This is a genomic window from Streptomyces sp. NBC_00289, assembly GCF_041435115.1.
Classification (GTDB): Bacteria; Actinomycetota; Actinomycetes; order Streptomycetales; family Streptomycetaceae; genus Streptomyces.
In genome coordinates this window covers 9,587,583-9,614,074 of sequence record NZ_CP108046.1, presented here as the reverse complement: position 1 = coordinate 9,614,074, position 26,492 = coordinate 9,587,583, and the positions used below count along the sequence as shown (strand labels likewise).

The window sequence follows — 26,492 nt, the reverse complement described above, 5'->3', positions numbered from 1 at the left end:
ACGTGTTGACGAAGGTGAGCGCGCGGTTCGTTCAGTCAGGAAAGTGGGGGTCAGCGGGCGAGGGAGACGGCGAAGGGCTCGATGCCCTGTCGGCGCAGGACGTGGGGCACGACCAGGATCATGGCCTCGGTGGCGCGGGCTGTGCTGATGTCGCCGAGGTCCTCGATCCATGCGGGCTGCCAGCCCAGGTCGCCGAGCAGGCCGGTGACGGTCTTCTTCGCGTTCTCGTCGTCCCCCGAGACATAGACGGTCGGTGGGGTGGCCAGGGTTTCCGGAGCGGTCATGACCATGAACAGCATGGTGTTGAGAGTCTTGACCACATGGGTGTCGGGGAGCGCGGCCTGGAGCTTCTCGGCGAGACTGCTGCCGGGATAGCACAGGTCGCCGGGCAGCCCGTCATCGGCGTCGCGGGTGGCGTTGGAGACATCGATGAGGATCTTTCCGGAGAGCTCGGTGCGCAGGTCGGTGAGCCGGTCCAGGGAGCTGTCGCCGGGCGTCGCGTTGATCACGATGTCCGCGGTGCGGGCGGCGGTGCGCTGGTCGGCGAAGGCGAGCCGCGGGGCGGCGCGGGCGGCGGTGTCTTCCGGGCTCCGGCCACCGAGCGTGACATGGTGTCCGGCCGCGGAGAGCTTGCCGGCGAGGTTGGCCCCGACGCGGCCGGCGCCCAGAATACCGATGTTGGTCATGAGGTGATGGCTCCTTGCGGTAGCAGGTGAAGAGCGGGGGCGAGCGGTCAGGCGATCGGCGAGAGGACCTTGAGAGCGGCGGCGTGGATGCCGGGGGCGGCGGCCAGGAAGTCGCGGCTGGCCGTGGTCCAGGCCTCACCCTCCAGGTCGGTGACGGTGCCTCCGGCTTCGGAGACCAGCAGGGCGCCGGCAACCAGGCCGGAGCGGACGTCGGAGAACTGCCAGAACGCGTCCATGCGTCCGGCGGCGACATGGATGAGCTGCATCGTGGCGGGCACGGACACGCGCACGACCAGGCCGTTAATGAGCATGGCGGTGACGGAGTCACCGATCCGCCGGAAGGTCCGCTCGTCCTCGCCGGGCTTGGCCTGACCGGTGCCGATGAGCGCGGCACCCAGGTCGGTCTTGGCGGACACCTTCAGGGGTCGGTCGTTGAGGCGGGCACCGCCGCCGGCGACGGCGGTGTAGGTGTCGCCGGTCAGCGGCAGGTGGACGACCGTGAGCACCGGCTGGTTGTCGCGGACCAGGGTGGCGGTGACGGCCCAGTCGTCCATGGCGTGGACGTGGTTGATGTTGCCCTCCGCGGGGTCGACGACCCACCACTCCCCCTGCGGGAGCGCGCCGCCGGCCAACTCGTCCTCGGCCCACTGCGATCCCGGCCGGGCCCGCAGCAGCGGTTCGCGCAGCACGTCCAGTACCGCGTCGTCGTTGGCGTGGATCTCATCGACGATCTCGTTCAGGTTCACGCCTCGGGCGTGCGCGGTGTAGCGGTCGCGCAGCGTGAGGCCGGCGGTCTTCACCGCGGCTGTCACATCGGACATGAGCGTCGTGCCGGCGGCGAAAGGCATGGCTGTAGTCATGAGGGGCTCCCTTGGGGTTCTTCTCGGTCGGTTGCGGGGCTGCTTGTCCCGCCCTCGCACTTCGAAGGTAGGCCGCCTCACGATTAACAACAAGTGCATGCTTGTCACTTGTAGAGTTACTCCCATGCAACTGGATCTGAACCTGCTCACGGCCCTGGACGCGCTGCTGGAAGAGGGCAGTGTCGCCGGCGCCGCAGCCCGCCTCCACGTCACCTCACCGGCGATGAGCCGCTCCCTGGGCCGCATTCGCAAGGCCACCGGTGACCAGATCCTGGTCCGCACCGGCCGCAGCATGGTCCCCACCACCCGCGCGCTGGCCATGCGCTCCGAGGTCCACGCCCTTGTGCAGCAGGCCCACCGCCTTCTGTCCACGCAGCAAAAACTCGATCTCGCAGCTCTGGAACGGGTGTTCACCGTGCGCTGGCATGACGCCCTGACCGCAGCCTGCGGCACCGCCCTGACCACGGCAGTCCGCCACCAGGCCCCCGGCGTCCGGCTGCGCCTGTCCGCCGAACCCGGCACGGACGACCCCAAGCTGCGCCGGGGTGAGGTCGACCTCGAATCCAGCTCCAGCCCGCCGACACTCCCCGACATCCGCCACCGCCTCGTCGGCAGGGACCGGCTGATCATCGCCGTCCGACCAGGCCACCCGCTCGTCGAGGGCGCGCTGAGCCCTGAGCGTTACGCAGCCGCCGAACACCTCACCGTCTCGCGGCGCGGAAGCCTGCGCGACCCGATCGACGACGCCCTGACCACGCGCGGCCTCGAACGACGCGTCTCCGCCGCCGGGCCCACAGCCGCCTTCGCCCTGCAACTCGCCCTCGACACCGACCTGGTGGTCACCCTTCCCGACGCGGTCACCCGCGCGGCCCGGGACCAACTCGGCCTGATCACACTGCCGCTGCCACTCCAGTTGCCCGATGTCTCCTTGTACCTGCTGTGGCACCAGCGCTACGACAACGACCACGCCCACATCTGGCTGCGCGACCTGGCCACCGAAACCGTCCAGGCGCTGTTCGCACCACCAAACGCCTGATCAGCGCAGCGACCAAACCAGCCGTCGGGGCGCTACGAGGCCGGGCGACTGCGGCACACCGGCCGCACCACCACGCTGCCGCACGCGGCCGGCCCTACTCTCACCGATCTACTGACCCCGACCCGTGAACGGGCCGGACGTTCTCCGCAGGACGGGGCAGCAGAAGGACGCCGAACGTCACGCTGGCGGAACCTGAGCCGGTGATGGAAGTCGGCCTACGTCGCCCGCGACGCCTCCGGCCGACGGCGCCATCCCGCACGCCGGCACCGCCCCTCGCCGACGACCCCAGCTGGCGCCGCCCCCCGAACTGATACTTACTCAGGCCCAGTTGAGTACGTGAGCTCATGCCCGGCACACCGCCGCGCGGCGAGTATCAGTGCAACGGGCAGGCGGGGCAAGCCTGTTCGGCCGACTGAGCCTGATCGGAAGCCACCCTCGACACCAAGGCAGCCGACTTCACCGTCCGGTAAGCCGTCCCCTCTGCCGAGCCTGCTTCGGGGCCGCGAGGCAGAACCAGTCGGTGGGACCGGTCGCGGGCGCGGCGCGGTGGCGACCGTATGTCGCCGAAGGCGAGCTGCGCCCCTCAACTAGAGTGATCGAATGGATTCTCGGGGGAGCACACTCAAGCTCACAGCGGTACTGGCCCTGGTCGTACTCACGATGACCGGCTTCTCGTCGGGGCGGCACGGTCACGGCAGAAGCAGCAGCGGTGGTGGGGGTTGCAGCAGCTCCAGCCAGAACCACGGCGGCTCGTCGACGAGTTCGGGATCGACTTCGGGGAGCAGTTCGTCAGACTCGTACCGCTCTGGTGACGACGACTCCGCGTACGGCAGCAGCGACAGCGGCGGCGGGAGCGGTTACACCCGGCGCCCAAGTCATCGCTCCACGCCTACCTCTTCCAGCACCGGTTCCAGCACGACGCTGAAGGCCGGCACGGCGAAGCTGATCAGCTGTGCGACCGCGTCCACCCCGTACGCGACGGTCGAGATCACGAATCCGAACAAGCGCAAGGCCGACTTCCAGGCCTGGGTCACCTTCTACGACGCCGAGGGCACCTTGCTCCTCAGGACCCAGTCCGTCATGGTCACCGTGCCGGCGAAGGCCAAGGCGAACACCCATGTGAAGCTCGGGAAGCGCTTCCTTGCATCGGTCGACCTCTGCCAGGTCGACCAACAGGTCGAACCGGCGAACTGAGCGGTCAGCCCCTGGGTCCCGTGGCCGCCGCCGGGCCGCACGATCTGCTTCTGGCACAGGTCCGGCGTCAACACGGACGACGGTGGGCGGGCTGGAGCAGTGCACAAGCAGTGCACAACATCCCAGCCCGCAGCTTCCCGAAGGGGCGGTGCGGTATCCGGCGCGGCAGCGGGAGTGACCGCGTCTGCCGCCATCGGACCGCGACGCCGACGGGCCACAGGGCTTCGACCCGCGGATCATTCCCGTACCCACAGACCCGTCGGCCGGCCCGGCCTTCTCCCGCGCCGGGGAGGAGGCCCAGCCCGTTCCGGGAGAGTGGAGCGCGAGCACCACCGCGACCGGCGCGGCAGAGTCCGGCGCCGAGGCGGTGAACCGCAGTCGGGTGACATTCTTGCTCGCCACCAAGGACATGGACTTCACGAGCCCGCCGTGACGTTCAACCGGCGGGCCCGGACTGTCATGGTGACCGCCGGCCCGATCTCACCCTGCCCGACGACTACAAGGAAGTCTTCCGCCGGGCCAGTGAGACGGCTGCCTGCACTGCCCTCGCCCGCCACCTCGAGGACACGTCCTCCAGGAGGCCGACGGGCCCGGATGCGTGGGCGAAGGGGTCAGCCCTCGACAACGCCCGACTTGGCAATGGTGACCTTCGCCGAAGGGGTGCCGGAGCGCGAGCCCAGGCCCTCGATCTTCTTCACGATGTCCATGCCCTCGACGACCTCACCGAAGACGACGTGCTTGTTGTCGAGCCAGTCGGTGACGATGGTCGTGATGAAGAACTGCGAGCCGTTGGTGTTCGGCCCCGCGTTGGCCATGGAGAGCTGGCCCGGCTTCGTGTGCTTGAGCTGGAAGTTCTCGTCGGCGAACTTCTCACCGTAGATGCTGCGGCCGCCGGTGCCGTTGCCGGCGGTGAAGTCGCCGCCCTGGAGCATGAAGTCGGGGATGACGCGGTGGAAGGAAGAGCCCTCGTAGCCGAATCCCTGCTCGCCCGTGGCGAGCTCACGGAAGTTCCTGGCTGTCTTGGGAACCACGTCGTCGAAGAGTTCGAAGACGATCCGACCCGCGGGCTTGTCATTGATGGTGATATCGAAGAATACGTTGTTGGCCATTCCTTCATCCTGACACCCGGAGCCACTCCGGTGCACATCGGCCCCTCCCGTCGGCGGTTCGAACTCATCCCGATGGTCGTGCGTGCCACCCCCAGAATCGGTACGGACCAGTGTCCAACGTCCCGCCGTAGCCGCTTCGGCGGCTGTGTCAGGGCGATCCGGGCTGCCTGGCGCTTGCCGCGATCCGGCGCTCGATTCCGGCTGATCGCCGAACGCGGCTGCTGAGACCTCGGTGGGCAGGCGACTCGGGTCGCCGACCTCCGGGACGTCGAGGGCCTTGTCGTCGAGCAGGCTCTCCCGCTCGGCGGCGTCGTCGGTGTGTTCCGCCGCCATGTCGGACGCGTCCGCCGTCTCGCGGCATTCCGGGCCTTCCTTGAGGGCAGCCCTCGGTCAGGACGGTTCCCTATGCTTGCGTCCAAGTCGTGGAGGGGGCTGGGTGGATCAGGACGAGCGCGACGTGCTGTCGAGAGTGTGCGAGGAACTGCCCGCCCTGCGGGACGAGATCTCAGGTCACTCCGAGGACAAAGCACGGCTGCTGGCGCGCATCGAGGCGGAGGCCGCCGCGCGGCGGCCGATCCTGCCGCTGCTTGCCGAGTTGTTGGGCACGAGCCGTGACGAGACCAGGCAGGCGCTCGGCGCCGGGCTGCCGGGGGCCGGGGCAGGGCGTGCCGACGAGGAGTGGTTCGCCTGTCCCGACGGCGCGTGCGACCGCGTCGCCACGACAGTGCCCGCCGGGCCCGTGCCGGTCTGCTCGGTGACCCGCCGGACGATGAGGCGGCAGTAGTCCCATGGGTAGGTTCTTCGAGGAGCTCGCCAGGAAGGTGGCTGAGCGGTGGGTCATGCTGCTCGTGCTGCCCGGCGCCCTGTTCGTGCTGCTCGCCGTGGTCGGCGTGCGTCTCGGGCATGCCGACCCGTTCGATGTCGCCGAGGTGGAGCGGACGATCTCCGGCGTCGCGGACACGGTCTCCGGTCGGTTCGGGGCGCAGGTGCTGCTGCTCGTGGCCGTGCTGCTGGCCGCGACCGGCACCGGACTGGCCGTGCAGGCGCTCGCCGGCGTCACCCGCCTCGTGTGGTTGGGCCGGTGGCCGCGTCCGCTGTCGCGGTGGGTGGTGCGCCGACGCCGAGCGCGGTGGCACGCGCTGCTCGACCGCAGGCGTGCGCTGGCGCGAGACCATCCGGCCCGTACGCGCACCGCCGAACGCCAGGAGGAGATCGACAGCCTGGCGGCGCGGATGACCCGAATAGCACCCGCAGAACCGGGCCGGCCGACCTGGATGGGTGACCGCATGCACGCCGTCGAACAGGTGGCGCTGCACCGGCACGGGCTCGACCTCGCCTTCGGCTGGTCCCGGCTGTGGCTGGTGTTGCCGGACACGGTGCGCGCGGAGGTCGTCGCCGCCGAAGCCGCGTTCGCCGGCGCGGTCGCGTCCGGCACCTGGGCGTGGCCCTACCTCGTGCTCGGCGTGCTGTGGTGGCCCGCCCTGCTGATCGGTTTCGGCATCGGTGTGACGGGCTGGGCGCGCGCCCGTGCGGCGGTCGGGGACCTGGCCGCGTTGTCCGAGGCCTCGATCGACCTGCACGGCCGGACGCTGGCCGCCGCGCTGGGCGTCGGCGACGACAGCACCACCGGTCCGCTGACCGTCGCCGAGGGCCGGGAGATCACGGCCATCGTCCGAAAAGGACGCTGATGTCCTTCGAGTACTGGCTCGACCGCGTCCGTCGTGGGATCGACGCGGCCCGGGAGCGTTCCGACATCCTCCTCGGCTCGGCGCTCGCCGAAGACGCGGCGAATCTCTGGCATGCCGCGCAGCCGGCCGACCCTGGCCGCCCGGCATCGTGGGAGGCGCGCCGACTCGAGATCGCGGCCTGGTGGTTGGGGCTGCTGCACAGCCTGCGCCACGCGGCCATGCCGGAGGAAACGGGCCGGACCGAGCTGGCCAGGGCGATCCTGCTCCTCGCGCCGTGGGCCGGTGTGCCGGGCTTCGTGCCCGAGTCGCTGCGCCACCTGCTCGGGCCGTCGGCGAACCCCGAGTCGCAGGCGCAGCAGGCCGGACAGCTGGTCGTCCAGGCGATGCGGACGGGCGAGCGCGACGTGCTCGACGCGAGTATCGCCCTGCACGAGGCGGTCCTTTCCGCAGGGCCCCCGACCAGCGGGACGACGGTCACCAACGCCGCAGCCGCGTACTCGACGCGGTTCGCGCATACGGGGAACACTGCCGACCTCGACCGGGCGATCGAGCTCGGGAACCTCGCGGCCGCCTACTCCGACGACCCCAACCATCCGACGATCCTGTCCAATCTCGGCACCGCGTACTGGACTCGGTACGAACGGGCAGGTCGGGCCGCCGACCTGGACCGGGCGATCGAGATCCTCTCGCGGGCACGGTCCACGGCCCCTCTCGCCGACCCGAACCGCCCGACCATCCTGTCCAACCTCGCCGCTGCCCACCACACGCGGCACGAACGGACCGGTGCCCTGGACGACCTCGACCGGGCCATCGAGATCGGGCACGCCGTCGCCGCGTCCGCCGAGCCGCACGCGGCGCATCTGTCCAACCTCGGCATCGCCCTGTTCGCCCGGTACGAACGCGCCGGAAACCGGGCCGACCTGGACCGGGCGATCGAGATCGGCAACCGGGCGCGGGCCACCGGGCCGGACTCCGTTCACCTGCCGACGGTCCTGTCCAACCTCGGGATCTCCTACCACGCACGATTCGAGCGCGGCGGGGACGGCAACGACCTCGCTCGCGCCATCGAGTGCCAGGAACAGGCGGTGGCCGTCACCCCCGACCCCCATCCCGATCGCGGGCTTCGTCTCAACAACCTCGCCGCCGTCCATCACGCACGGTTCGCCCGCACCGCGGACCCGGCAGACCTCGAGCGAGCGATCAGCGCAGGAGAGGCCGCCGTCGCAGCCATGCCGGCCGATCACCCCGTACGGGGCGCGTGCCAGTCCAACGTGGGATCGGCACTTCACGAGCGGTTCCGACGGACCGGGAGTGTCTCCGACCTGCACCGCGCCATCGACTACGGCGAACAAGCGGTGGCGCGCCCCACCGACAGCCCACCCGAACGCGGGCGCCGTCTGTCGAACCTGGCGCTGGCGTATCAGTCGCGGTTCGAGCGCACCGGCGACCTGGACGATCTGCACCGCGCGGTCGAACGCGGTGAACACGCGGTGGCGGCCACGCCCGACGACCACCCGGACCGCGCGCTGTACCTCGGCAACCTCGCGATGGCCTACAGCACCCGGCACTCGCGTACCGGAAACGTCGACGACCTGGACCGTGCGGTCGAACACCGCGAACAGGCGATCGAGAGGACACCGCCCGACCACCAGATCCTGGCGAAACACCTGACGAGCCTGGCGGCCGACCGCGGCACGCGTTTCCATCGCACCGGGGACGTCGCAGACGTGGATCGGGCCATCGAGGCCGCGACGCGCGCGGTGGCCCGCACCCCGGCCGACCACCCCGATCTGGTGCTGCGGCTGAACAACCTCGGCACTGCTCTCCAGGCCCGGTACTCCCACTTCGGCGACACGGCCGACCTCAACGGGTCGATCGAACACAAGGCGCGGGCGCTGGCCGCCACCCCCGCCGACCACCCGCTCCACCCCAGGTATGCGACCAACCTCGGTCTCGCCCACCGGGCCCGGTTCGCACGGGCCCGGGACCTGGCAGACCTGGACCGCGCCGTCGAACTGTGCCGGCTGGCAGTCGCCTCCACCCCCGAGGACCACCCCGACCTCGCGCCTCGGCTCAGCGTTCTGGCGAGCGCCCACCTGGCGCGACACCGGCGCACCGAGAGCACCGTCGACCTGGCCGAGACCATCGCACTGGGCGAGCGAGCACTGTCCCTCGCCCCCCACGACCACCCCGCACGCCCGCTCTACCTGTCCAACCTCGGCGTCGCCCTCCAGGCGCGGTTCAAGGTCAACGCCGAGCCGGCGGACCGGGAGCGCATGGTCGACCTGAACCGGGAGGCGCTCGCGGCCACCCCGGGCGACCACACTCTTCACGCCAAACGCGTGTTCAACCTCGCCATCGGCCTGGAGACCCAGGCCGGGGACGACACCGTCCACCGCGTCGACATCCAGAAGCTGGCCATGCTCGCGGTCGCCCCCTGTCCCTCTCCGCCCGCCGACCAGGTGCGCGCCGGCTGGGTGACCGGCAGGATCGCGCACGCCGCGGGAGAGCACGAGACCGCGCGGCGCCTGCTGGACGCGGCGGTGGCACTGCTGCCGTCGGTACCCGCGCGGGAAACCTCGTACGCGGACCAGGAGCACCGCCTCGACGGGTACCTCGGACTGGTGGGTGAAGCGGTCGCCGTGCACTGCGCCCTCGACGACCCGGTCGGCGCGATTCAGGCGGGCGAGCAGGGCCGGGGCATCCTGCTGGCGTCCCAACTGGACGCGCGCACGGACCTGTCCGGCCTCCAGGGCGAACATCCGGAGCTCGCACGACACTTCCAGCAGGTGCGCGACGGTCTCAGCACGCCCGTCGGCGACGGCCTCCAAGCGCCCGACCCGGACGGTCCCAGCGCGCACCTCGGTGACGAGCGACGCCGTTTGTGGCGCTCCTACGACGCGCTGCTCGCGGAGATTCGCCAACTGCCGGGCTGGGACCGGTTCCTGCTGCCGCCGACGTGGGACGACCTGCGACGAGCCGCAGCGGGAAGGACCGTGGTGCTCGTCAACACCGGCAGCCGACGCAGCGACGCGATCATCGTCACCGCCGACGCCGCTCCGACGCTGGTGCCGCTGCCCGATCTGACCCTGCCCGACGTCGACGCACGCACCACCGAACTCTCCCGGGCAACGACCGACACCGGTTCCCTGGTCGGTGAACTACGGCGCCAGCGGATTCTGTCCGACCTGCTCGGCTGGCTCTGGGACACCGCGGTGGGGCCCGTACTGGACGCCCTTGACCGGTTGTCGCCCCGCGATGGCACGCCGGCGAGAGTCTGGTGGATGCCGACCGGGTTGCTGGGTCTGCTCCCGCTGCACGCGGCGGGCAGGCCGGGTGAGGCCGGCGCGTTGGACCGTGTCGTCTCCTCGTACACCCCGACCTTCCGTGCGCTGCTCGGGGCCCGAGGGCAGACCGCCGAGGCGCCCCGGCGACAGCTCACCGTCGCGCTCGAGCGCACGCCCGGTCTGCCGGACCTGCCCGCGACCGCGGCCGAAGCGACCACTCTGCACGCGCGGCTTCCCAGTGCGATGCTCGTCATGAACGAGCAAGCCACGGTCGACCGACTTCTCACCGCGCTTCCCGAGGCCCGCTGGGCGCACTTCGCCTGCCACGCCGACACGGACCTCCACGCACCGTCGCAGGGCGGTCTCCACCTTCACGACGGCCTCCTGCCGATCGCGGAGATCAGTCGCCTGCGCCTGCACCGCGCCGAGCTCGCCTACCTGTCCGCCTGTTCCACCGGGCACGTCGGCCGTCGCCACGCGAACGAGTCGACCCACCTCGCGTCGGCGTTCCAACTCGCCGGCTTCCGCCATGTGATCGCCAGCCTGTGGCCGCTCAACGACGCGGTCGCCGCGATGGCCGCCGACCGGTTCTACCGCCTGCTGCCGACGACCCAGGACGCCGACCAGGCCGCCGTCGCCCTGCACCAGGTGACCCGCGAACTCCGCGCGGAGCACCCCGAACGCCCGCACCTGTGGGCGTCCCTCATCCACAGCGGCCCGTAGTCCCCACGAGGATGCGGCAAAAGGCGACCGGCAATGGACTACTTGGGCTCGCGAGTGCGTGGCTCGGCCTTCGCTCTCTCTACGGCGGGATTCTGGGAAGTCCCGTGACCTCGTTGAGGGATCCGATCTTCTTCCTGCGGCACTCGAACGGACCGTTCCTGAGACCAGGGGCAGCTCACCCACAGCGGCATGCCCGACGTGACCGCAGCCCCTGCTCCCCCGCGTCGGCGGCGAGGTGGGCCCGGACCGCCGGGTTGCCGATGGGATCAGGCGGGCTGCGGGGCGGGCGTCGCCGGAGCGGCCGCGCCCTTGCGGGTCTCGCGTATCAGCAGCAGGCCGTTGACCACCATCAGCGTCGCGGTCAGGCCGTGGACGCCGAGCGCGGTGGCCACGGAGCCGTCGTGGGCCAGCACTGTGGTCATGTCGCCGTAGGCGGCCAGGGCCTCCACCAGCAGCACCCAGCCCAGCGCCCGGCGGTGGCCCGTCACCAGCAGGATGCCCAGGACCAGGGCCAAGACGACGTCGCGGATTCCCTTGATGATCAGGAAGCCGCCGCCGTCGCCGGACGGCCAGCTCGGCAGGCCGAAGCCAGGCGCCGTCGTCTCCGGGCTCAGGATGAACTCCGTCCCGAACCAGAGGATGAAGAGGATGAAGGCGGCGGCCAGGACGGTGTTGATCTTCCTTAACGACATCGTTCTTCTCCTTGCGAGTCTTCGTGAGCTTGGTGGAGCCTGGTGGGTCGTGTGGGGCCTGGTGTTCGGGACGACGAAGGTGTTTCCCAGGACGCGTCTTGCAGATACCAGCTGAGTTCTAGGGAGTTGGTGTCCGGGTCCTGGATGTGGATGGAGGTGGCGGTGCCGCACTCCTGGCGCTCGGCCGACCGGTTGCGGCTGACGACCGGGCGGGTGAGCCCGTGGGCTCAGGTGAGGGCGGTCACCAGCAGGGCGAAGGCGGCGATGATGACGGCGACGCGGACGTAGTGGAAGCGGAGCCAGCGGTTCATCTGCTCCTTCCAGTCCTCGGGCCGGTTGTCAGGGGTCCACGTCTTGTTGCGGTTGTTGATCGGGACGAGCAGCAGGAGCGACATGATCACGCTGAGGATCAACAGCGCGCCGGCGGTGACGACGAGGCCGGTGCCGTGGTGGTGCCACCCGGCGACAGCCCAGATGCCGACGAGGACGAGCGAGCCGATGTACCAGACCGGCATCACGGCGCCGAGCATCCGACCCCCGTGGGCGTGGCCGAGTTGGCCGCTGTCCTCCGGAAGGGCGTTGAGGATCGGGTTCATGACGAAGGCGACGGAGAACTCCACCCCCACCATCACGCCGACGACCACGGTGGTGACGACCTCGAGTGCGTTGAGCATGTTGCCCCTCCTGGAATCTAGTGTTGCTAGATGATGAGGCAACGCTAGTACTGCTGCCGCTCCATTGTCTAGCGGTGCTAGGATCGAATCATGTCGGTACAGGAACGCAAGGAGCGCGAACGGGCGAGCCGCGAGCGCCTCATCGTGGCGACAGCCCGCGAACTCGCCGAGCAGCAGGGCTGGGACGCGGTCACCACCCGCCGGCTCGCCGAGCGCATCGAGTACAGCCAGCCCGTCCTCTACAGCCACTTCCGCGGCAAACGCGAGATCATCGGCGCCGTCGCCCTCCAGGGCGCCACCGAGTTGGCCGCGGCGGTGCGGGCCGCGACCGCCGCCGCGGACGGCCCGCGGGCCCGGGTGTACGCCCTCGCCCGCGCCTACCTCGACTTCGCCGAACGCAACCCGGCGGTCTACGACGCCATCTTCCAGCTCGACGGCGGCCTCGCGTACGCACAGGAGGAAACCCCGGAACCACTCAAGGACGCTTTCGCCGCGCTGCTGGAGAGCCTCGGCGAGGTCGCCGGGGACGGCGTCGCCCCGGGGCTGTTCACCGAGGTGTTCTGGGCGTCCCTGCACGGGGTGGCAACCCTGACCCGGTCGGGACGACTCCCACCGGAGGACACCGAGCGCAGGGTGGAGTTGCTGGTGGACCGGCTCGCCATGATCTGACACACCATCCCGGCAGGCACGCAGCCGCAGCCGGGGTCCCAGGACCCCGCCGCTGCCGGCCTCCGGCACTCCTTCCGGTCACTCGCGCCCACACGGCGCAGCCGCGGACCGCCGGGCCCGTACCCCCAGACGGGCACCCGCCCCGCAAGCCGCGATGCTCATTGATCACGACCCGATACGCGCCCTGACGCCGCGTCATTCACCAGTGCCTCGTCGCCCTCGTCGAGGTGGACGGTCGCCGCGTCACGCGGTGGGACGCAGGCCCTCCCGTGACGGGCGGACGGACGGACGGGCGGGCGGGCGGACGGGCGGCGAAGCTGTAGCGGCCAGGCTCCCGCCTCCTGCACGGACCTGACGAAATGGGGCGTGGGTCACATTGTTCGGTGTGGATGTCACACTCCGGGCACTGCCGCTGCTCTTAAGAGTCAGACACGGCAGGAGGTCCAACGATGTCCGACACCTCGTCGGCCGGCAGCGCCCGGGAAAGCTCGGTGAACATGGCCACCAGGGTGTTCGTAGAGCACCGAGAGCTGTTGTTCACCATCATCTACAACATGCTCGGCAGCGTTGCCGACACTGAGGACGTGCTTCAGGAGACCTGGCTGTCGTGGGCGTCCAGGGACGAGGCGCCGGGCGCGGAGCGGATCGACAACCCCCGCGCCTACATGGTGCGGATCGCTGTGCACAAAGCCCTCGCCCGCCAGGCTGCCATCAGCCGCCGCCGCGAGACCTATGTCGGTCCCTGGCTGCCCGAACCGCTCGTCACTCACCCCGCCGACAGCCTCGCTCACGGTGCCGTGGAGGCCGCCGAAACGGTCGAGCGCACCGAGTCGGTGTCGATGGCGCTGCTGGTCGTCCTGGAAACACTCTCGCCTCTGGAGCGTGCGGTGTTCGTCCTGCACGAGGTGTTCGGCTACGCCCACACCGAAACCGCCGACATTCTGGGTCGCAGTCCCGCGGCGGTACGCCAGCTCGCCCACCGCGCACGCGAGCACGTTCACGCCCGCCGTCCGCGGCATCGGGCCGATCCGCACCTGCGTCAGCAGGTGACCGAGCAGTTCGTGGCCGCCGTGTCCGGCGGCGACCTGCGGATGCTGATGCGGCTCATGGCGCCCGATGTGACCTTGTGGGCCGATGGCGGGGGCAAGGCCACGGCCGCGGGTCCTCGACCGGTGCACGGCCGGGACAAGGTCGCCCGGTTGCTGGCCAACGGGGCGACCCGCGCTCCCGGCGGCCTGGACATCCGCTATCGACGAGTCAACGGCGACCCTTCGGCGCTGCTGTTCAGCGGCGACTCGCTCTTCGCCGTCCTGGTCCTCGACCTGATCCCGGACGGACAACAGGTCTGTGGCATCTACTTCCTGACCAACCCCGAAAAACTCGAAGGCCTCACCTGAGGCGACACTCCCCGGAGACCAGCGGGCCCAACTTGCGTAGCTGTTCGGGGAGTTCACGACCGCCCGCTGATCGGACCAAAGCCGACCGACGAGAAGGAAGAGACACCAGATGATGAAACTCACGATCTTCGCAGCGAGCGGTGGCATCGGCCGCCACCTCCTCGAACAGGCCGTTGCCGCGGGCCACGATGTCACCGCCGTCGTACGCAGCCCACAGAGTCTGACCGGATGGGAAGGACGCGCCCGCGTTGTCACGGCTGACCTGGCGGCGCCCGCCTCGGACGTGCTCGCGTCCGCCGTAGTGGGCAGGGACGCCGTCCTCTCCGGCCTCGGACCCCGCAAGCCGAGGTCCGAGGCCGGAGTCACCTCTCAGGGCACGAAGGCCATCGTGGCCGCGATGCAGGCGACCGGCGTCAAGCGCCTTGTCGTGGTCAGCGCCGCACCGATCGGCACCGTGCCATCGCCCGGTCGGCCGAACCCGCCGAAACACGACGCGGGCGACGGATTCTTCATGCGTCATCTGGGCAGCCGGTTCGCGCGCGCCATGTTCAGCGCGCACTACGCCGACCTCGCTCTGATGGAAGACACCCTTCGTGCCAGCGATCTGGACTGGACCGTCTCGCGACCGCCGCAACTGACCGACAAGCCTCTCACCGGCGTCTACCGTACGGCGCATGGGCAGAACCTCGTCGGCGGCTCGAAGGTCTCGCGCGCCGACGTCGCCCATCACATGCTGAGGGTGGTCGATCAACCGGAGACGATCAAACAAACCATCGGCATCGCCAACTGACGAACAGCCAGCCATGAAGAACACCGCGATCGTCACCATCGTGCGCTTGGTGAATCTGCTCTTCGGAGGTGTCTTCGCCGGGCTCCTCGTCACGGCCCTCGTCATCGAGTCGACGCTGAGGAGCTCCGAGGCCACGGTCTACACCCAGGTCCGGCTGGTCGAACTCGTCCACCTGGACGACCTCGCCACCGCCACCCTCGTCCCGACGCTGATCAGCACGGTGGCCCTCGTCGTCTTCGCGGCCAAGCGGAGGGGCCGAGTCTTTTGGCTGACGCTGACCGCGCTCCTCTTGCTGGTGGTCGTCTTCGGCACGTCCCTCATCGTCAACGTCCCCATCAACTCCGACCAGCTCACGTGGAACGTGCACGCGCCTCCCGCGGACTGGGCGGACGTGCGTGATCGCTGGCAGATCGCCCATGCCGTGCGGACCATGGCAGCACTGCTCGCGTTCGGAGGACTGAGTGTGGCTGCGACAGCCGTATCATCCGCCGGCGCCCGGCAGCGGTAGGAGAATGGCGGCCGGCCACACATTCTCTGCGTGTCTGGAGCATCCTCTGTCCAGCAAGGGGACTCCACCAGGCTCGGGGCACATCAGTACGTTGATCTCCCGGGGAACTCATCGCGAAGAGGGCGGCGTAACTGTGAACACCACCGGACTTGCCTGGTTCAGGTTGGGCCGCAGCACCAAAGAAGGTGGCGAGTGCCTCGACGTGGCCACGACCCCCACCATCGTTCGCGGCCGCGACTCCAAGAACCCTGACAACGCCACCACCCGCAACGTCACCCCAACCCCCTGGACCGCCCTCCTCCGCGACCGTCCGTTGAGGCGTTCGACCGGAGTCGCTCTCGGTCTGGTGCTTCTGCCCCCACTCGCCGGGTGTGCCTCCGTCAATGACCAGAAATCCTCGATCACCGCCCCCGAGGTCTTCTATCTGCGTCCGCACGGCGACAAGACCGGGCCCAAGGCCAAGATGCCCTTCCATGTGCAGGCCGATGACGCCGGGGCACGCCGTACCTCCGTGGCACAGGATCACCGACTGACCGTCGACGTACGCGGGTCCGAGAGCGTGATACGGCTCAGGACCGTGGGCTCGCTCAAGAACGGCCCCCGGTGCGACGGCGGCACTGTGCGGGTCACCTGCAGGGTCAAAGGCGGCTACGACAGCTGGGTGGACCAGGACCGCGTCTACCCGGTCGCCGCGAAGGGCGGCAAACCCGGCGACACGGGAGTCGTCCGCTTCACCTTCACGACCAAGGACGGGAAGAAGATGACGACCCGCACCCGGGTCGTGGTCGGCGAGCCGCTGGTCAAGGTGCGGGCTCTCAAGACCATCGACAACGTCCGCCCCGGTGCCGACGTCACCGTCCCGCTCGTCGTCCGCAACGACGGCGAGGTCCCGGTGAAAGGTCTCGCCCTGAAACTCGGCGCGGGATCCGTGGACTTCCGTGAACGGTACGCCAACTGCCGCTACCCACCCCAGAGTCACGGCCACACGGCCGTCTGCCGCTTCCCCGGGCTGCGCATCCCGCCGGGCGGGGCCGTCGTCCTGCACCCCGCGCTGCGACTGCGCGCTTCGAAGACACGGACGTACACGTCATTCAACCAGGAGGCCTGGCCGCTGGACTCGGGGCCCGGACAGTACACCGTAGTGCCGCCGGGCGGTGAACCCGGCGACGGCCCGGCCCTGAAGGCCGATATCAAGGCCGCACGCACCACAGACGGCACCTTCGCCGAGGGGAATGTCTTCACCGACATACGCCTGGACATCCAGGCCGACTACGAGGTGTTCGGCGTCGAACTGCACGCCGCCCCCGGTACGGAGCGTTCGCTGCGGCTGAAGGTCCGCAACAACGGGCCCGGCAACCCCGGCTCCGGTACGAAACTGGTGTTCACCCCGCCGCCCGGTACCGTGCTGAAGGAGCCCATGGCGGAGATCGACGAGGATGCCTACGAGCCGTACTGCGACTCCGGCGACGGGACGTACAGTTGCCTGGTGGGCGAACTCGGCCCGGGCCAGAGCCGCGACTTCGAGTTCACGCTGCGCCTCGAAGGACGGGGGGAGGGCAGCGTGACCCTCCAGGACGCCAAGCCGTCGACCGGCCGCCGCGACGCGACCCCCGGGAACGACACGGCCGCCGTCACCGTCCTACCTTGACAGGCTGGCTGGCTGGGTGCTCCGAAGACGTCGGGCCACCAGGGCGGGCAGCCACCTGGCCGACGAGAGCCGCGACGTCGCCCCAGCCGGCCTCCTACTCCGTCCGCGCCGCACCGACGACATCGTCCACCTACGCATTCGACGCACGACTTCCTGCGAGACCAAGCAGCCGGTGGAGTCCAGCCCCGGGCAAGGTTGTGGGCCGAAGGCCACGGTGACGCCTGGCGAAACGACACCATGCCCTCGATGACGGCTGGTTCACCGTCGTGGTCGATCCACGCCTCCTGCCAACACCCGGCACGCTCTGGAGGGTCAGCCCGCACAACGACACGGTTGTCAACGAACTGACAGGCGCCTTGCTCCGGGGTGCTCGGGCGGGGTGGTCGTGGTGTCGGTCGCGTGTCGGAGGCTGCCGTCCGGTGTCGGCGGCTTGTCGGCCGCCTGTCGGTGGGGCTTGGCACCGTTCCAGAGATCCGGCCGGGTGCCCATCCGGCTGATGGTTTCGGAAAGAGGATCTCTCGTGCATGACGTAGCGATCGTAGGCGCCGGCCCAGTCGGTCTGTTTCTCGCCTGCGAGCTTGGCCTCGCGGGCTGTTCCGTCCTGGTACTTGAGCGGGAGCCGGAAAACGGCTCCCCATGGAAGTCGAACCCCCTCGGGATGCGGGGCCTGTCCGCCGCGTCGGTCGAGGCGTTCTACAGGCGCGGGATGCTGCACCCGCTGCTGACGGCATCGGGCGGCAACGACGATCCCGGCGCGAACCCCGACTCGGACGAACCGACGCCCCCTCGCACCGCGGGCCACTTCGCCGGCATGATGCTCGATCCGGCGAACGTCGACGTCGCCGCCCTGCCGTTCCGGCTTCCCAGCCCGGCAATGGAGGGCGTGTTCACAAGCCTCGATGCGGTCGAGACAGTGCTGTCCGAGCGAGCATCCAAGCTCGGGGTGGAGGTCAGGCGCGGCGTCGCGGTCTCAGGCGTCACGCAGAACGACGGGAGCGTGGTCGCACAGGCCGGCGAGGACGAGTACGTGGCGCGCTGGCTCGTCGGCTGCGACGGCGGACGCAGCACGGTGCGTGGGCTCACGGGCTTCGAATTCGTCGGCACCGAGCCCCAGTTCACCGGCTACACCATGCACGCCACCATCGCCGACCCCGAGAAGCTGCGGCCCGGGTTCGGGTTCAACCTGACGCCGATGGGCGCGTACCTCCAGACGCCGGTGAAGGGGCACATCGGCATGATGGACTTCGACGGCGGCGCGTTCGATCGCTCGCGGCAGCCGACTCGGGACCACCTCCAGGCGGTTCTGCGCCGCGTGTCCGGCACCGACGTGACACTGAGCGACGTCCGTCTCGCCTCGAGCTTCACCGACCGGGCGATGCAGACGACGACCTACCGGCAGGGACGCGTTCTGCTCGCGGGCGACGCCGCGCACATCCACTCCCCCCTCGGAGGGCAGGGACTCAACACCGGCATCGGCGACGCCGTGAACCTGGGATGGAAACTCGCGGCGACCGTGCGCGGGAACGCGCCGGACGGCCTTCTCGACACCTACACCCGCGAGCGTCATCCGATCGGCGCGAAGGTGCTCGACTGGTCGCGCGCCCAAGTGGCGGTCATGAGGCCGGACCCGCATTCCCATGCGATGCAAGGAGTGATCCGCGACCTGATCGGGACCCGTGACGGAACGACCCACGTGTTCGAGAGGCTGTCGGGATCGTCCAACCGCTACGACCTCGGCAGCGAGCACCCGCTGGTCGGCCGCAGCGCCCCGGACTTTCGTCTTGAGGACGGCACTCGCCTCGGCGACCTGATGCAGGACGGACGTGGAGTCGCGCTCGATTTCAGCAGCGACCGGCGCCTGCACGGTCCGGCGACGGGCTGTGAGAGCCGGATCCGGTATGTGGCCGGGCCGGCGAGAAACGACCTCGGATGCGGAGCCGTGCTTGTCCGACCCGACGGCATAGTCGCCTGGGCCGGTGATCGCGCCCCTGACCGTGAAGCGTTTACGCGGGCCGCAGGCGATTGGTTCGGTAGTCCGGCAACCTAGGGCAATCAGGCGAGAGCGGCCATCCTCACGGACGAGGCCGACCGCTGCGCATCCACCTGGACCGCAGATGTACAGGTCGAACGATGCTCGTCGCCGCCACGTCGCAGCATCACACCCGTACCTTCCGCACACGCATTACGTACGGGCCCCTAGTAGGACATGGTCAGGTTCGTATGGGGGTGGGTATGTCGCGGTGGCAGGTGGGGCAGGCACCGTTCCAGGTGGCGAGGAGTGTCTGGAGTTCGCGGACGACCTGGTAGAGGCTCAGACCTGCACCGCGGCTTTTGGGTGGTGGGCCAATCGTTGCAGGGTGCAGAAGGCGTGGGCGGCGGAGACGAGGGTGACGTGGTGGTGCCAGCCGTTCCAGGTGCGGCCTTCGAAGTGGGCAAGTCCCAGGGCCTGTTTCATCTCGCGGTAGTCGTGCTCGATGCGCCAGCGCAGCTTGGCCAGCCGCACCAAAGTGGCCAGCGGCATCCCGGAGGGCAGGTCCGACAGCCAGAACTGCACCGGTTCGGGTTCGGTGGCGGGCCACTCGGCCAGCAGCCAGCGTTCGGGCAGTTCAGCACCGTCGCTGGTCTTGCGGACGCCTCGTCCGGCGGGTCGCACGCGCAGGGCCACGAACCGCGAGTACATGCGTTTGAAGGTGCTGATCCCCTTGCCGGGCCGGGAGCCTTCCCTCCAGGACACCGGCCTGGCAGCTGCCCGCCCGGCTGCGATGACCAGCTCTTTCATGGTCTGCGCAGGCTCGGGGTACTGCATTGCCGGTGGCCGGCCGGTGCCCGCGTAGGCGGGCTGGACGGGCCGGGCGTCGGCCGGATGAGCGGTGTGGCGGGAGGAAATGCCCACCGCATAGGGCAGGTTGCGTTCTTCCAGGCCGTGGCGGAAGGCGGCGGCATCCCCGTAACCGGCGTCCGCGACGACCAGGGGAATGTCGATGCCCCACGACCGGGTCTCGTCGATCATGTCCAGGGCCAGCTGCCACTTCTCCACATGCCCCACTCCTGCGGGAATACCGCAGCGGGTGCGGCGGGCGACCTTGTCCGGGTCCGCCTCCGGAGAGGCCGGATCCCAGGACGCGGGCAGGAACAGCCGCCAGTTCACCGCAGCCGAGGCATGATCCCGGGCCAGGTGCAGCGACACTCCGACCTGGCATTTGGTGACCTTGCCCGCAGTGCCGGTGTACTGCCGGGACACACACGCCGAGGCGTCCCCGTCCTTCAAGAAGCCGGTGTCGTCGACGATCAACGCCTCCGGGCCGATCGCCTCCTGCATTCGCCAGGCCGTACGGGCCCGCACATGCGCCGGATCCCACGGGCTCGTCGTCACAAAGTGGGCCAGTGCCTGCCGGTTGCCGTCCTCACCCAGACGGGCCGCCATCGGCTCCACCGACTTGCGCCGCCCGTCCAGCAGCAACCCCCGCACATACGCCTGCCCCCACCGCCGCTGATCCGCACGGAAGAACCCGTCGAACAACTCCGCAGCGAATGCCTCCAGGTCCTCCCGGACCTCGGCCATCTCCTCAGGTGTCACACCACCCCAACGACACCCAAGCATCAACAGACACGCCACTCACGGATGAAGATGACCAAGCCCTACTAGCCGTGGTCTGCGGTCCTCCCCGCTCGCCTCAGCCCTGTTTGACAGAAAGGCGCGGTGCCCCTTCCGGTTTGCCCGCACTCGCCGCCGTTTCCGCTACCACCACACGATCCGAAAGCTCAGTTGTGGACGGAGCCGATGATCCACAAGGGCGACCCTGATGGTTAATTCGGGGTCAAGCCGCGAGGGCGAGTTCGAGGCGGGCGAGGTGGCTGGTCCTGGTCCGGTCCATGGGGTGGCCGTTCCACCAGGCGTGGAGTCGGATGAGGTTGAGAGCGACGGCCGAGTAGACGTGCTCGAGGTGCGTCCGGGCCAGGCCGCGGTAGCGGGCACGGCGGGTGCCGGTGACCGCGACGGCCTGGCGGATGGTGCCCTCGACGCCTGCTCGTCGTCGGTATTCGTGCTGCCAGTCACGGGTGGCCTGGGCGAGGCGGGCGGTGTGCTGGAGCTCGTGGAGTTGGCGGGGCAGGACGGTGAGCTGCCGGTATCCGGCCTTCGAGGTGGTGCACCGGCCCCGGGCCGGGCACGGCTGGCAGGTGGTCTTGGCGAACTTGATGACCACGGCGTCGGTGCCGCGCTGGGTGCAGGGGCTCCAGGACGAGCTGGTGCGGCCCTGCGGGCAGACGGCGTTCTGCTGTTCGAAGTCGATGGCGAACGCGGCCCGGTCGTAGCCGGCACCGGCTCTGGCCTGGGGCGAGCAGTCGCCCAACAGCGGGCTGATCAGCACGGTGCCGAAGTCCTTGAGCGAGGAGGCGACAAGCGCCGCGGAGGGATAGCCGGAGTCGACGTAGTGCTCGCCCGGAGCCAGTTTCCGGCCGGCCAGGGTCTGGTGGATCGGCTCGGTCATCGACGCGTCCGGCACGGTGGCATCGGTCGTGGCCACGTTCGTGACCAGGTTCGGGGCGCGGTTGTCGCCATCATCGTCGTCACAGGTCTCGGACAGGTGGATCTTGTATCCCAGCCAGAACAAGTCCTCGCCCTTGGCCGCCCAGCGGGCGTCGGTGTCGTACGGAGAGCCGAGACGGACTCTGGCCGGCGGGAGACCGTCCTCGTCCGCCGCCCGCCGCCGCACCTCCCGTCCTCTGGGGGTGTCGGTGACCTGGTAGTTCTGCACCAGTACGGTCCGCAAGACCTGCACCGCGGGCAGCTCGCGCAGCCATCCCGGCACGTCGGCGCGGTAGACCGCTTCCAGCAGTGTGACCGCATCCGTTCCGAACGCGACGGCCAGGTCGGCGCGCTTGGACGCGGTGACGGGCAGCCGCCAGGAATCGACCCGGGCCGCATAACGCCTGGACCATGGTTCGACGTCCACGACCGTGGCGAGCCAGCCCGGTGCCGCGGCCGCAAGCGCCTCCAGCACGGCCCGCACACTCTCACCGGCCAACTCCAGGCGGTTCATGTCCCGCACCGCGCTGATCACGTGAGTGGAGTCTGTCCGCTGCTTCCCGCCCGGCTTGACCAGGCCCTTCTCCTTCAACGCGGCCAGCAGCAGGTCCAAGGCCCGCTCCTCCAGGCCGTGCTCGACCACCCGGGTGCGGAACTCCGACAACACCGACGCGTCGAACCCCTCGTCCGCCAGGCCGAGCCCGAGCGCGTATTTCCAGGTGAGGTCCTTGCGGGCGGCATCGGCGGCCTGCCGGTCGGTGAGGTTCTCCGCCATCTGCAGCACCGTGACCAGCGCCAGCAGGCCCGGCGAGAGTGCCGGTCGGCCCCGTGCACCGAACGCACCGGAGAACTCCGTGTCCGGGAACACCTCGGGCAACTGGTCCCGGATCGCCACCGCGAGCGGCGGCTCCTTACGCGCGTATATCTTCCGCACCGCCGCAGCGATCTCCGGCGACGGTTCCGGCCACGACCGCGGCGACATCGACAAAACGAGCCCCTCCCCGGCCGGACCCTCCCGGCACAGGAGGAACCTGCCCACCCACTCCCACCAGCACCCTCAGCCGCACGAATTAACCATCAGGGTCAAGGGCGCCCCCAAACGTGTCGGCTCAGGTGGTGAGTGCGTGCCCGGTCGTGGAGTCCACGTGGGCCGGGACCTCGTCGTGGCGATCGCCCACGGTCGGTGTCCCGGCGGGCTCGAACATGAGGATCGCGGCGCCGGACGGAGAGTACGGCTTGTGCTCCGTGCCGCGCGGGACGGTGAAGACCGCCCCCCGCGGGAGAAGGACCGTGCGCTCCCCATCGGGTTCCCGCAAGGAGATGTGCAGCTCTCCGTCGAGTACCAGGAAGAACTCGTCGGTGTCGTCGTGGGCGTGCCAAATGTGTTCGCCCTCGACCTTGGCGATGCGGACGTCATAGTCGTTGACGCGCGTGACGATGCGAGGGCTCCAGAGGGCGTCGAAGGAGGCCAGAGCCTTACTGAGAGGGATGGGATCGATACTCATGGGCCCATCCTGAGCCGTTTCACACGGCCCACGTGAGTGCTAGGAATTGCACATGGCGAAAGAATCCTCGCACGAGGTTCAGGCGGCGGGCGTCCACCGGGTCGTCGTGATCGTGGACGAGAACTCGAACCCCTTCGAACTCGGCTGCGCGACCGAGGTCTTCGGTCTGCGCAGACCGGAGATCGGCCGTGATCTCTACGACTTCAGGCTCTGCTCCCCCGAACCCCGCACCGTGATGCGAGACGGATTCTTCACACTCGCGGGAGTCGCCGATTTGGCAGCGGCCGACACGGCGGACACGTTGATCGTCCCCAACCGCCCCGACATCGAGGTGCCCCGCCGTCCCGCCGTGCTCGACGCCGTCCGACGGGCGCACGCACGCGGTGCGCGCCTGGTGGGCTTCTGCAGCGGCGCCTTCACACTGGCCGAGGCCGGAGTCCTCGACGGGCGCCGGGCCACCGCGCACTGGCAGTGGGCGGATTCCTTCCGGGCCCGCTTCCCCTCCGTCCGGCTCGAGTCAGACGTGTTGTTCGTGGACGACGGTGACATCCTCACCGCCGCGGGGAGCGCGGCTGCGCTCGATCTCGGGTTGCATGTGGTCCGCCGCGATCACGGCGCGGAGGTCGCCAACTCCGTGAGCCGGCGACTGGTCTTCGCGGCGCACCGGGGCGGTGGGCAGCGGCAGTTCGTGGAGCGCCCCATGCCCGACCTGCCGGACGAGTCCCTGGCGCCTGTCCTTGCCTGGGCGCAGGAGCGGTTGAGTTCACCGCTTGCCGTGTCTGACCTCGCGGCACGTGCGGCGGTCAGTCCGGCGACGCTGCATCGTCGCTTCCAGGCACAACTGGGCACGACGCCGTTGACGTGGCTCACGGGGGAACGGCTTGCCCTGGCATGCCGGTTGATCGAGCGAGGTGAATCCCGCTTCGAGATGGTCGCACGGCGCAGCGGGCTTGGCACCGCCGCCAATTTGCGCACACTGATGCGCCGCGAGATCGGCATCACTCCGTCGGCTTACAGGCGCCGGTTCGGGCCGGAGGCGAGTTGACGGCGGGCTTTGTCGTCATCGAGCTGATGGAACGAGTCGTCCGCTTGCCTGAGTGAGTGCCACTCTCCGGCAGCCGGCGCCGTCGCCCAGTCGGAGCCGGGCCGGGGCGGGCCCGATGCGTCATGCCGTGCGGCAGACCCGTTCGACGAGGGTCTGCCAGCTGTCACCCAGCGGACGGGTACGGCGCTGGAAGGCCGCGTCGGCCTCGGCGTCCCGATCTGGGCCCGCCCCCGGCAGTGCGAGGAAGATCATGAAGGGGCCTTCCAGGGCACTGGTGAGCTGGACGGTGAGGCTGTCCAGGTCGGCGACGCCGGTTCCCGCCCGGCCGAGCAGCATGCGGATGTGGGCCTGGGTGAACGTGCTGCCACCTTCAGCGGGGGCGGGCCGGTGCCGGTCCAGCGAGGCGCGGACGATCGTGACGTGGTCGGCGAGGTAGGCGATGCGGGCGCGGCCGTAGGCGACCAGCCGTTCGAGAGGTTCCGGGCCGGGGCCGAGTGGGGGCGGGCCGGCCAGGATCTGGCGCTGGAAGTCGCGCTCGTCGTCGTCGAGCAGGGCATGGAAGATCCCGGCGCGGGTGCCGAAGCGGCGGTAGACCGTTCCCTTGCCGAGACCGGCCCGTTCGGCGAGACCGTCCATGGTGACCTTGTCCGCCCCCAGTTCGGCGACCATCTCGCGCGCCACCGCCAGCAACTGCTCTCGGTTGCGGGCGGCGTCGGCGCGTTCGGCGCGGGGCCGTCCGACGGGCAGCGGCGATCGTTCCATGCGGCAAATCTATCCCCGCCCCGCGGCCTGTCCGGCCACCCGGAATATAAGCGGGGTGAAGTCCGCTTATGCTGTCCGAGGCCCGGCCACCCGCTCGGCAGACCCGGCCCCCGCTCCGACCCACCGAACGAACTGGACCCGCCATGAACGTCTTCCTCTGGACCCTGCAGGCCCTGCTCGCCGCCGGAATGCTCGCCGCCGGCGCCGGCAAGCTCGCCCAGCCCTACGAGAAGACCGCCGAGTCCATGGCCTGGGCGAAGAGCTTCAGCGCCGTCCAGGTGAAGGCCATCGGCGCGCTGGAGGTGCTGGCCGCGCTCGGCCTGATCCTCCCGGCCGCCACCGGCATCGCCACCCTGCTGACGCCGCTCGCGGCCGTCGGCGTCGCCCTGATCATGATGGGCGCGGTCGTCGTCCACGCTCGCCGGGGCGAGTGGCCGAACGTCGGCATCAACGTCGTCCTGCTCGCCATCGCGCTCGTGATCGCCTGGGGCCGCTTCGGCCCGTACACCTCGTAAGCCCCCCGCGACCCCCGCCCCTCCCCACTCCCCTCGCACACCTGCACGCCCCGTGCCTCCACTGAACCGGAGCCCACCATGTCCCCCGCCACGTCCAACGTCCTCTTCGGCCTCGACACCTTCGGTGACGTCCCCCAGGACGACCAAGGCCGCCCCGTCTCCTACGCCCGCGCCATCCGGCAGGTCGTGGACGAAGCCGTGCTCGCCGACTCCATCGGCATCGACGCACTCGCGCTCGGCGAGCATCACCGCCCCGAGTACGCCGTCTCCACACCCGAGACGGTGCTCGCGGGCATCGCCACCCGCACCGAGCGGATCCGGCTCGCCTCCGGCGTCACCGTGCTCAGCTCCGACGACCCGGTCCGCGTCTTCCAGCGGTTCGCCACCCTCGACGCGCTCTCGAACGGCCGCGCCGAAATCATCCTGGGCCGAGGCTCGTTCACCGAGTCCTTCCCGCTGTTCGGCTACGACCTGGCCGACTACGACCTGCTCTTCGAGGAGAAACTGAATCTGTTCGTCCAGCTTCTCGACGAGAAGCCCGTCACCTGGGAGGGCACCAAGCGGGCGCCCCTGACGGACGCCGACGTCTTCCCCAAGACCGAATCCGGACGCCTGCCCACCTGGGTAGGGGTCGGCGGCTCCCCGCAGTCGGTGATCCGCACCGCTCACTACGGACTGCCGCTCATGCTCGCGATCATCGGCGGCGACCCGGCGCGCTTCAGCCGCTACATCGACCTGTACCAGCGCGCCTCCGAGCAGTTCGGGACCACCGCGCACCCCGTCGGCATGCACTCCCCGGGCTTCATCGCCGACACCGACGAGGAGGCCCGCGCCCTGCACTGGCCGCACTTCAAAGTCATCCGCGACACGATCGGGGCGCTGCGCGGCTGGCCGCCGGTCACCAAGACAGAGTACGAGTCCGAGATCGCACACGGTTCGACGTACGTCGGCTCACCCGAGACGGTCGCCCGCAAGATGGCCGCCGCCATCAAGAAGCTCGGCGTCGGCCGCTTCGACCTCGTCTACACCAGCGGCGCGCAGCCGGTCAGCGCCAGGCTGCGGGCCGTGGAACTCTACGGCACGAAGGTCGTCCCCATGGTCCGCGACCTGCTCGCCGACTGAGGGCAGCAAGGAGGTACACCATGGACACACAACGCCCCCGCACGCTCGGCATCC

General features: G+C 69.8%; 23 protein-coding genes. 14 read left to right on the top strand and 9 right to left on the bottom strand.

Annotated elements, in window-relative coordinates; genetic code table 11:
- Nucleotides 1–50: 50 nt before the first annotated feature.
- On the bottom strand, nt 51–686 hold the full coding sequence (locus tag OG985_RS43415; RefSeq protein WP_371673916.1) for an NADPH-dependent F420 reductase: 636 nt from the start codon (nt 684–686) through the stop codon (nt 51–53).
- A 47-nt stretch (nt 687–733) separates the two neighbouring features.
- Entirely contained in the window at nt 734–1,546 is an 813-nt protein-coding gene (locus OG985_RS43410) for an inositol monophosphatase (RefSeq protein ID WP_371673915.1), read from the bottom strand.
- A gap of 124 nt (nt 1,547–1,670) precedes the next feature.
- On the opposite strand from OG985_RS43410, the gene OG985_RS43405 reads away from it, so the two are divergent.
- On the top strand, nt 1,671–2,582 hold the full coding sequence (locus OG985_RS43405; RefSeq protein WP_371673914.1) for a LysR family transcriptional regulator: 912 nt from the start codon (nt 1,671–1,673) through the stop codon (nt 2,580–2,582).
- A 600-nt stretch (nt 2,583–3,182) separates the two neighbouring features.
- Nucleotides 3,183–3,776 carry a hypothetical protein gene (locus OG985_RS43400; protein ID WP_371673913.1) on the top strand — a complete coding sequence of 198 codons (594 nt, stop codon included), beginning with the start codon at nt 3,183–3,185 and terminating at the stop codon, nt 3,774–3,776.
- Between the two features lie 611 nt (nt 3,777–4,387).
- On the opposite strand, the gene OG985_RS43395 is transcribed toward OG985_RS43400, so the two are convergent.
- Nucleotides 4,388–4,885 carry a peptidylprolyl isomerase gene (locus tag OG985_RS43395; protein ID WP_371674676.1) on the bottom strand — a complete coding sequence of 166 codons (498 nt, stop codon included), beginning with the start codon at nt 4,883–4,885 and terminating at the stop codon, nt 4,388–4,390.
- 436 nt (nt 4,886–5,321) lie between these two features.
- Between OG985_RS43395 and OG985_RS43390 the strand changes: the two genes are divergently transcribed.
- From OG985_RS43390 to OG985_RS43380, 3 genes are read left to right on the top strand one after another with little or no spacing between them, the layout of a single operon-like run.
- Nucleotides 5,322–5,669 (top strand): hypothetical protein, encoded by a 348-nt coding sequence (locus OG985_RS43390; RefSeq protein ID WP_371673912.1) that lies wholly within the window; start codon nt 5,322–5,324, stop codon nt 5,667–5,669.
- A gap of 4 nt (nt 5,670–5,673) precedes the next feature.
- Entirely contained in the window at nt 5,674–6,573 is a 900-nt protein-coding gene (locus OG985_RS43385) for a hypothetical protein (RefSeq protein ID WP_371673911.1), read from the top strand.
- Nucleotides 6,573–10,583 carry a CHAT domain-containing protein gene (locus tag OG985_RS43380; RefSeq protein WP_371673910.1) on the top strand — a complete coding sequence of 1,337 codons (4,011 nt, stop codon included), beginning with the start codon at nt 6,573–6,575 and terminating at the stop codon, nt 10,581–10,583. Before OG985_RS43385 ends, OG985_RS43380 begins: the two co-directional genes overlap by 1 nt.
- A 266-nt stretch (nt 10,584–10,849) precedes the next feature.
- Here OG985_RS43380 and OG985_RS43375 read toward each other — a convergent pair whose 3' ends face one another.
- Nucleotides 10,850–11,275 (bottom strand): DUF4267 domain-containing protein, encoded by a 426-nt coding sequence (locus OG985_RS43375; protein WP_371673909.1) that lies wholly within the window; start codon nt 11,273–11,275, stop codon nt 10,850–10,852.
- A 227-nt stretch (nt 11,276–11,502) separates the two neighbouring features.
- Nucleotides 11,503–11,949 (bottom strand): anthrone oxygenase family protein, encoded by a 447-nt coding sequence (locus OG985_RS43370; protein ID WP_371673908.1) that lies wholly within the window; start codon nt 11,947–11,949, stop codon nt 11,503–11,505.
- A gap of 90 nt (nt 11,950–12,039) precedes the next feature.
- Between OG985_RS43370 and OG985_RS43365 the strand changes: the two genes are divergently transcribed.
- The 6 genes from OG985_RS43365 to OG985_RS43340 all read left to right on the top strand — a co-directional run bounded on the left by OG985_RS43365 (nt 12,040) and on the right by OG985_RS43340 (nt 19,008).
- Nucleotides 12,040–12,618, top strand: a complete 579-nt coding sequence (locus tag OG985_RS43365) for a TetR/AcrR family transcriptional regulator (protein ID WP_371673907.1) — start codon at nt 12,040–12,042, stop codon at nt 12,616–12,618.
- A gap of 449 nt (nt 12,619–13,067) precedes the next feature.
- Entirely contained in the window at nt 13,068–14,015 is a 948-nt protein-coding gene (gene sigJ, locus OG985_RS43360; RefSeq protein WP_371673906.1) for an RNA polymerase sigma factor SigJ, read from the top strand.
- 109 nt (nt 14,016–14,124) lie between these two features.
- Nucleotides 14,125–14,805, top strand: a complete 681-nt coding sequence (locus OG985_RS43355) for an NAD(P)-dependent oxidoreductase (RefSeq protein WP_371673905.1) — start codon at nt 14,125–14,127, stop codon at nt 14,803–14,805.
- A gap of 13 nt (nt 14,806–14,818) precedes the next feature.
- A complete protein-coding gene (locus OG985_RS43350; protein WP_371673904.1) occupies nt 14,819–15,313 on the top strand; it encodes an anthrone oxygenase family protein in 495 nt (164 codons plus the stop codon).
- Between the two features lie 4 nt (nt 15,314–15,317).
- Nucleotides 15,318–16,961, top strand: a complete 1,644-nt coding sequence (locus OG985_RS43345; RefSeq protein ID WP_371673903.1) for a DUF397 domain-containing protein — start codon at nt 15,318–15,320, stop codon at nt 16,959–16,961.
- Nucleotides 16,962–17,481: 520 nt separating this feature from the next.
- A complete protein-coding gene (locus tag OG985_RS43340) occupies nt 17,482–19,008 on the top strand; it encodes an FAD-dependent monooxygenase (RefSeq protein ID WP_371673902.1) in 1,527 nt (508 codons plus the stop codon).
- A gap of 264 nt (nt 19,009–19,272) precedes the next feature.
- Here the strand turns inward: OG985_RS43340 and OG985_RS43335 are convergent, their stop codons facing one another.
- From OG985_RS43335 to OG985_RS43325, 3 genes are all read right to left on the bottom strand, one after another.
- Nucleotides 19,273–20,538 (bottom strand): IS701 family transposase, encoded by a 1,266-nt coding sequence (locus OG985_RS43335; protein ID WP_371673901.1) that lies wholly within the window; start codon nt 20,536–20,538, stop codon nt 19,273–19,275.
- Nucleotides 20,539–20,779: 241 nt separating this feature from the next.
- Nucleotides 20,780–22,423: an IS1182 family transposase gene (locus OG985_RS43330; protein ID WP_371666440.1), complete on the bottom strand. Its 1,644-nt coding sequence runs from the start codon at nt 22,421–22,423 to the stop codon at nt 20,780–20,782.
- Between the two features lie 175 nt (nt 22,424–22,598).
- Complete coding sequence (locus OG985_RS43325) at nt 22,599–22,994, bottom strand: cupin domain-containing protein (RefSeq protein WP_371673900.1); 396 nt, start codon at nt 22,992–22,994, stop codon at nt 22,599–22,601.
- Nucleotides 22,995–23,046: 52 nt separating this feature from the next.
- Here OG985_RS43325 and OG985_RS43320 point away from each other — a divergent pair, with 52 nt between their 5' ends.
- Nucleotides 23,047–24,039 carry a GlxA family transcriptional regulator gene (locus tag OG985_RS43320; RefSeq protein WP_371673899.1) on the top strand — a complete coding sequence of 331 codons (993 nt, stop codon included), beginning with the start codon at nt 23,047–23,049 and terminating at the stop codon, nt 24,037–24,039.
- Nucleotides 24,040–24,159: 120 nt separating this feature from the next.
- Here the strand turns inward: OG985_RS43320 and OG985_RS43315 are convergent, their stop codons facing one another.
- A complete protein-coding gene (locus tag OG985_RS43315) occupies nt 24,160–24,801 on the bottom strand; it encodes a TetR/AcrR family transcriptional regulator (protein ID WP_371673898.1) in 642 nt (213 codons plus the stop codon).
- 143 nt (nt 24,802–24,944) lie between these two features.
- Between OG985_RS43315 and OG985_RS43310 the strand changes: the two genes are divergently transcribed.
- Nucleotides 24,945–25,316, top strand: coding sequence for a DoxX family protein (locus tag OG985_RS43310; RefSeq protein ID WP_371673897.1), 372 nt, complete (start codon nt 24,945–24,947; stop codon nt 25,314–25,316).
- A 78-nt stretch (nt 25,317–25,394) separates the two neighbouring features.
- The gene (locus OG985_RS43305; protein WP_371673896.1) at nt 25,395–26,438 is read left to right on the top strand and encodes an LLM class flavin-dependent oxidoreductase; all 1,044 of its coding nucleotides are present in this window, start codon (nt 25,395–25,397) and stop codon (nt 26,436–26,438) included.
- The last annotated feature ends 54 nt before the right edge of the window (nt 26,439–26,492 follow it).

Bases quoted from the DNA above. Each gene is read 5' to 3' on its own strand.
- OG985_RS43415 (WP_371673916.1), bottom strand. From the start codon at position 686: ATGACCAACATCGGTATTCTGGGCGCCGGCCGCGTCGGGGCCAACCTC.
- OG985_RS43410 (WP_371673915.1), bottom strand. From the start codon at position 1,546: ATGACTACAGCCATGCCTTTCGCCGCCGGCACGACGCTCATGTCCGAT.
- OG985_RS43405 (WP_371673914.1), top strand. From the start codon at position 1,671: ATGCAACTGGATCTGAACCTGCTCACGGCCCTGGACGCGCTGCTGGAA.
- OG985_RS43400 (WP_371673913.1), top strand. From the start codon at position 3,183: ATGGATTCTCGGGGGAGCACACTCAAGCTCACAGCGGTACTGGCCCTG.
- OG985_RS43395 (WP_371674676.1), bottom strand. From the start codon at position 4,885: ATGGCCAACAACGTATTCTTCGATATCACCATCAATGACAAGCCCGCG.
- OG985_RS43385 (WP_371673911.1), top strand. From the start codon at position 5,674: ATGGGTAGGTTCTTCGAGGAGCTCGCCAGGAAGGTGGCTGAGCGGTGG.
- OG985_RS43380 (WP_371673910.1), top strand. From the start codon at position 6,573: ATGTCCTTCGAGTACTGGCTCGACCGCGTCCGTCGTGGGATCGACGCG.
- OG985_RS43375 (WP_371673909.1), bottom strand. From the start codon at position 11,275: ATGTCGTTAAGGAAGATCAACACCGTCCTGGCCGCCGCCTTCATCCTC.
- OG985_RS43370 (WP_371673908.1), bottom strand. From the start codon at position 11,949: ATGCTCAACGCACTCGAGGTCGTCACCACCGTGGTCGTCGGCGTGATG.
- OG985_RS43365 (WP_371673907.1), top strand. From the start codon at position 12,040: ATGTCGGTACAGGAACGCAAGGAGCGCGAACGGGCGAGCCGCGAGCGC.
- sigJ (WP_371673906.1), top strand. From the start codon at position 13,068: ATGTCCGACACCTCGTCGGCCGGCAGCGCCCGGGAAAGCTCGGTGAAC.
- OG985_RS43355 (WP_371673905.1), top strand. From the start codon at position 14,125: ATGATGAAACTCACGATCTTCGCAGCGAGCGGTGGCATCGGCCGCCAC.
- OG985_RS43350 (WP_371673904.1), top strand. From the start codon at position 14,819: ATGAAGAACACCGCGATCGTCACCATCGTGCGCTTGGTGAATCTGCTC.
- OG985_RS43345 (WP_371673903.1), top strand. From the start codon at position 15,318: ATGGCGGCCGGCCACACATTCTCTGCGTGTCTGGAGCATCCTCTGTCC.
- OG985_RS43325 (WP_371673900.1), bottom strand. From the start codon at position 22,994: ATGAGTATCGATCCCATCCCTCTCAGTAAGGCTCTGGCCTCCTTCGAC.
- OG985_RS43320 (WP_371673899.1), top strand. From the start codon at position 23,047: ATGGCGAAAGAATCCTCGCACGAGGTTCAGGCGGCGGGCGTCCACCGG.
- OG985_RS43315 (WP_371673898.1), bottom strand. From the start codon at position 24,801: ATGGAACGATCGCCGCTGCCCGTCGGACGGCCCCGCGCCGAACGCGCC.
- OG985_RS43310 (WP_371673897.1), top strand. From the start codon at position 24,945: ATGAACGTCTTCCTCTGGACCCTGCAGGCCCTGCTCGCCGCCGGAATG.
- OG985_RS43305 (WP_371673896.1), top strand. From the start codon at position 25,395: ATGTCCCCCGCCACGTCCAACGTCCTCTTCGGCCTCGACACCTTCGGT.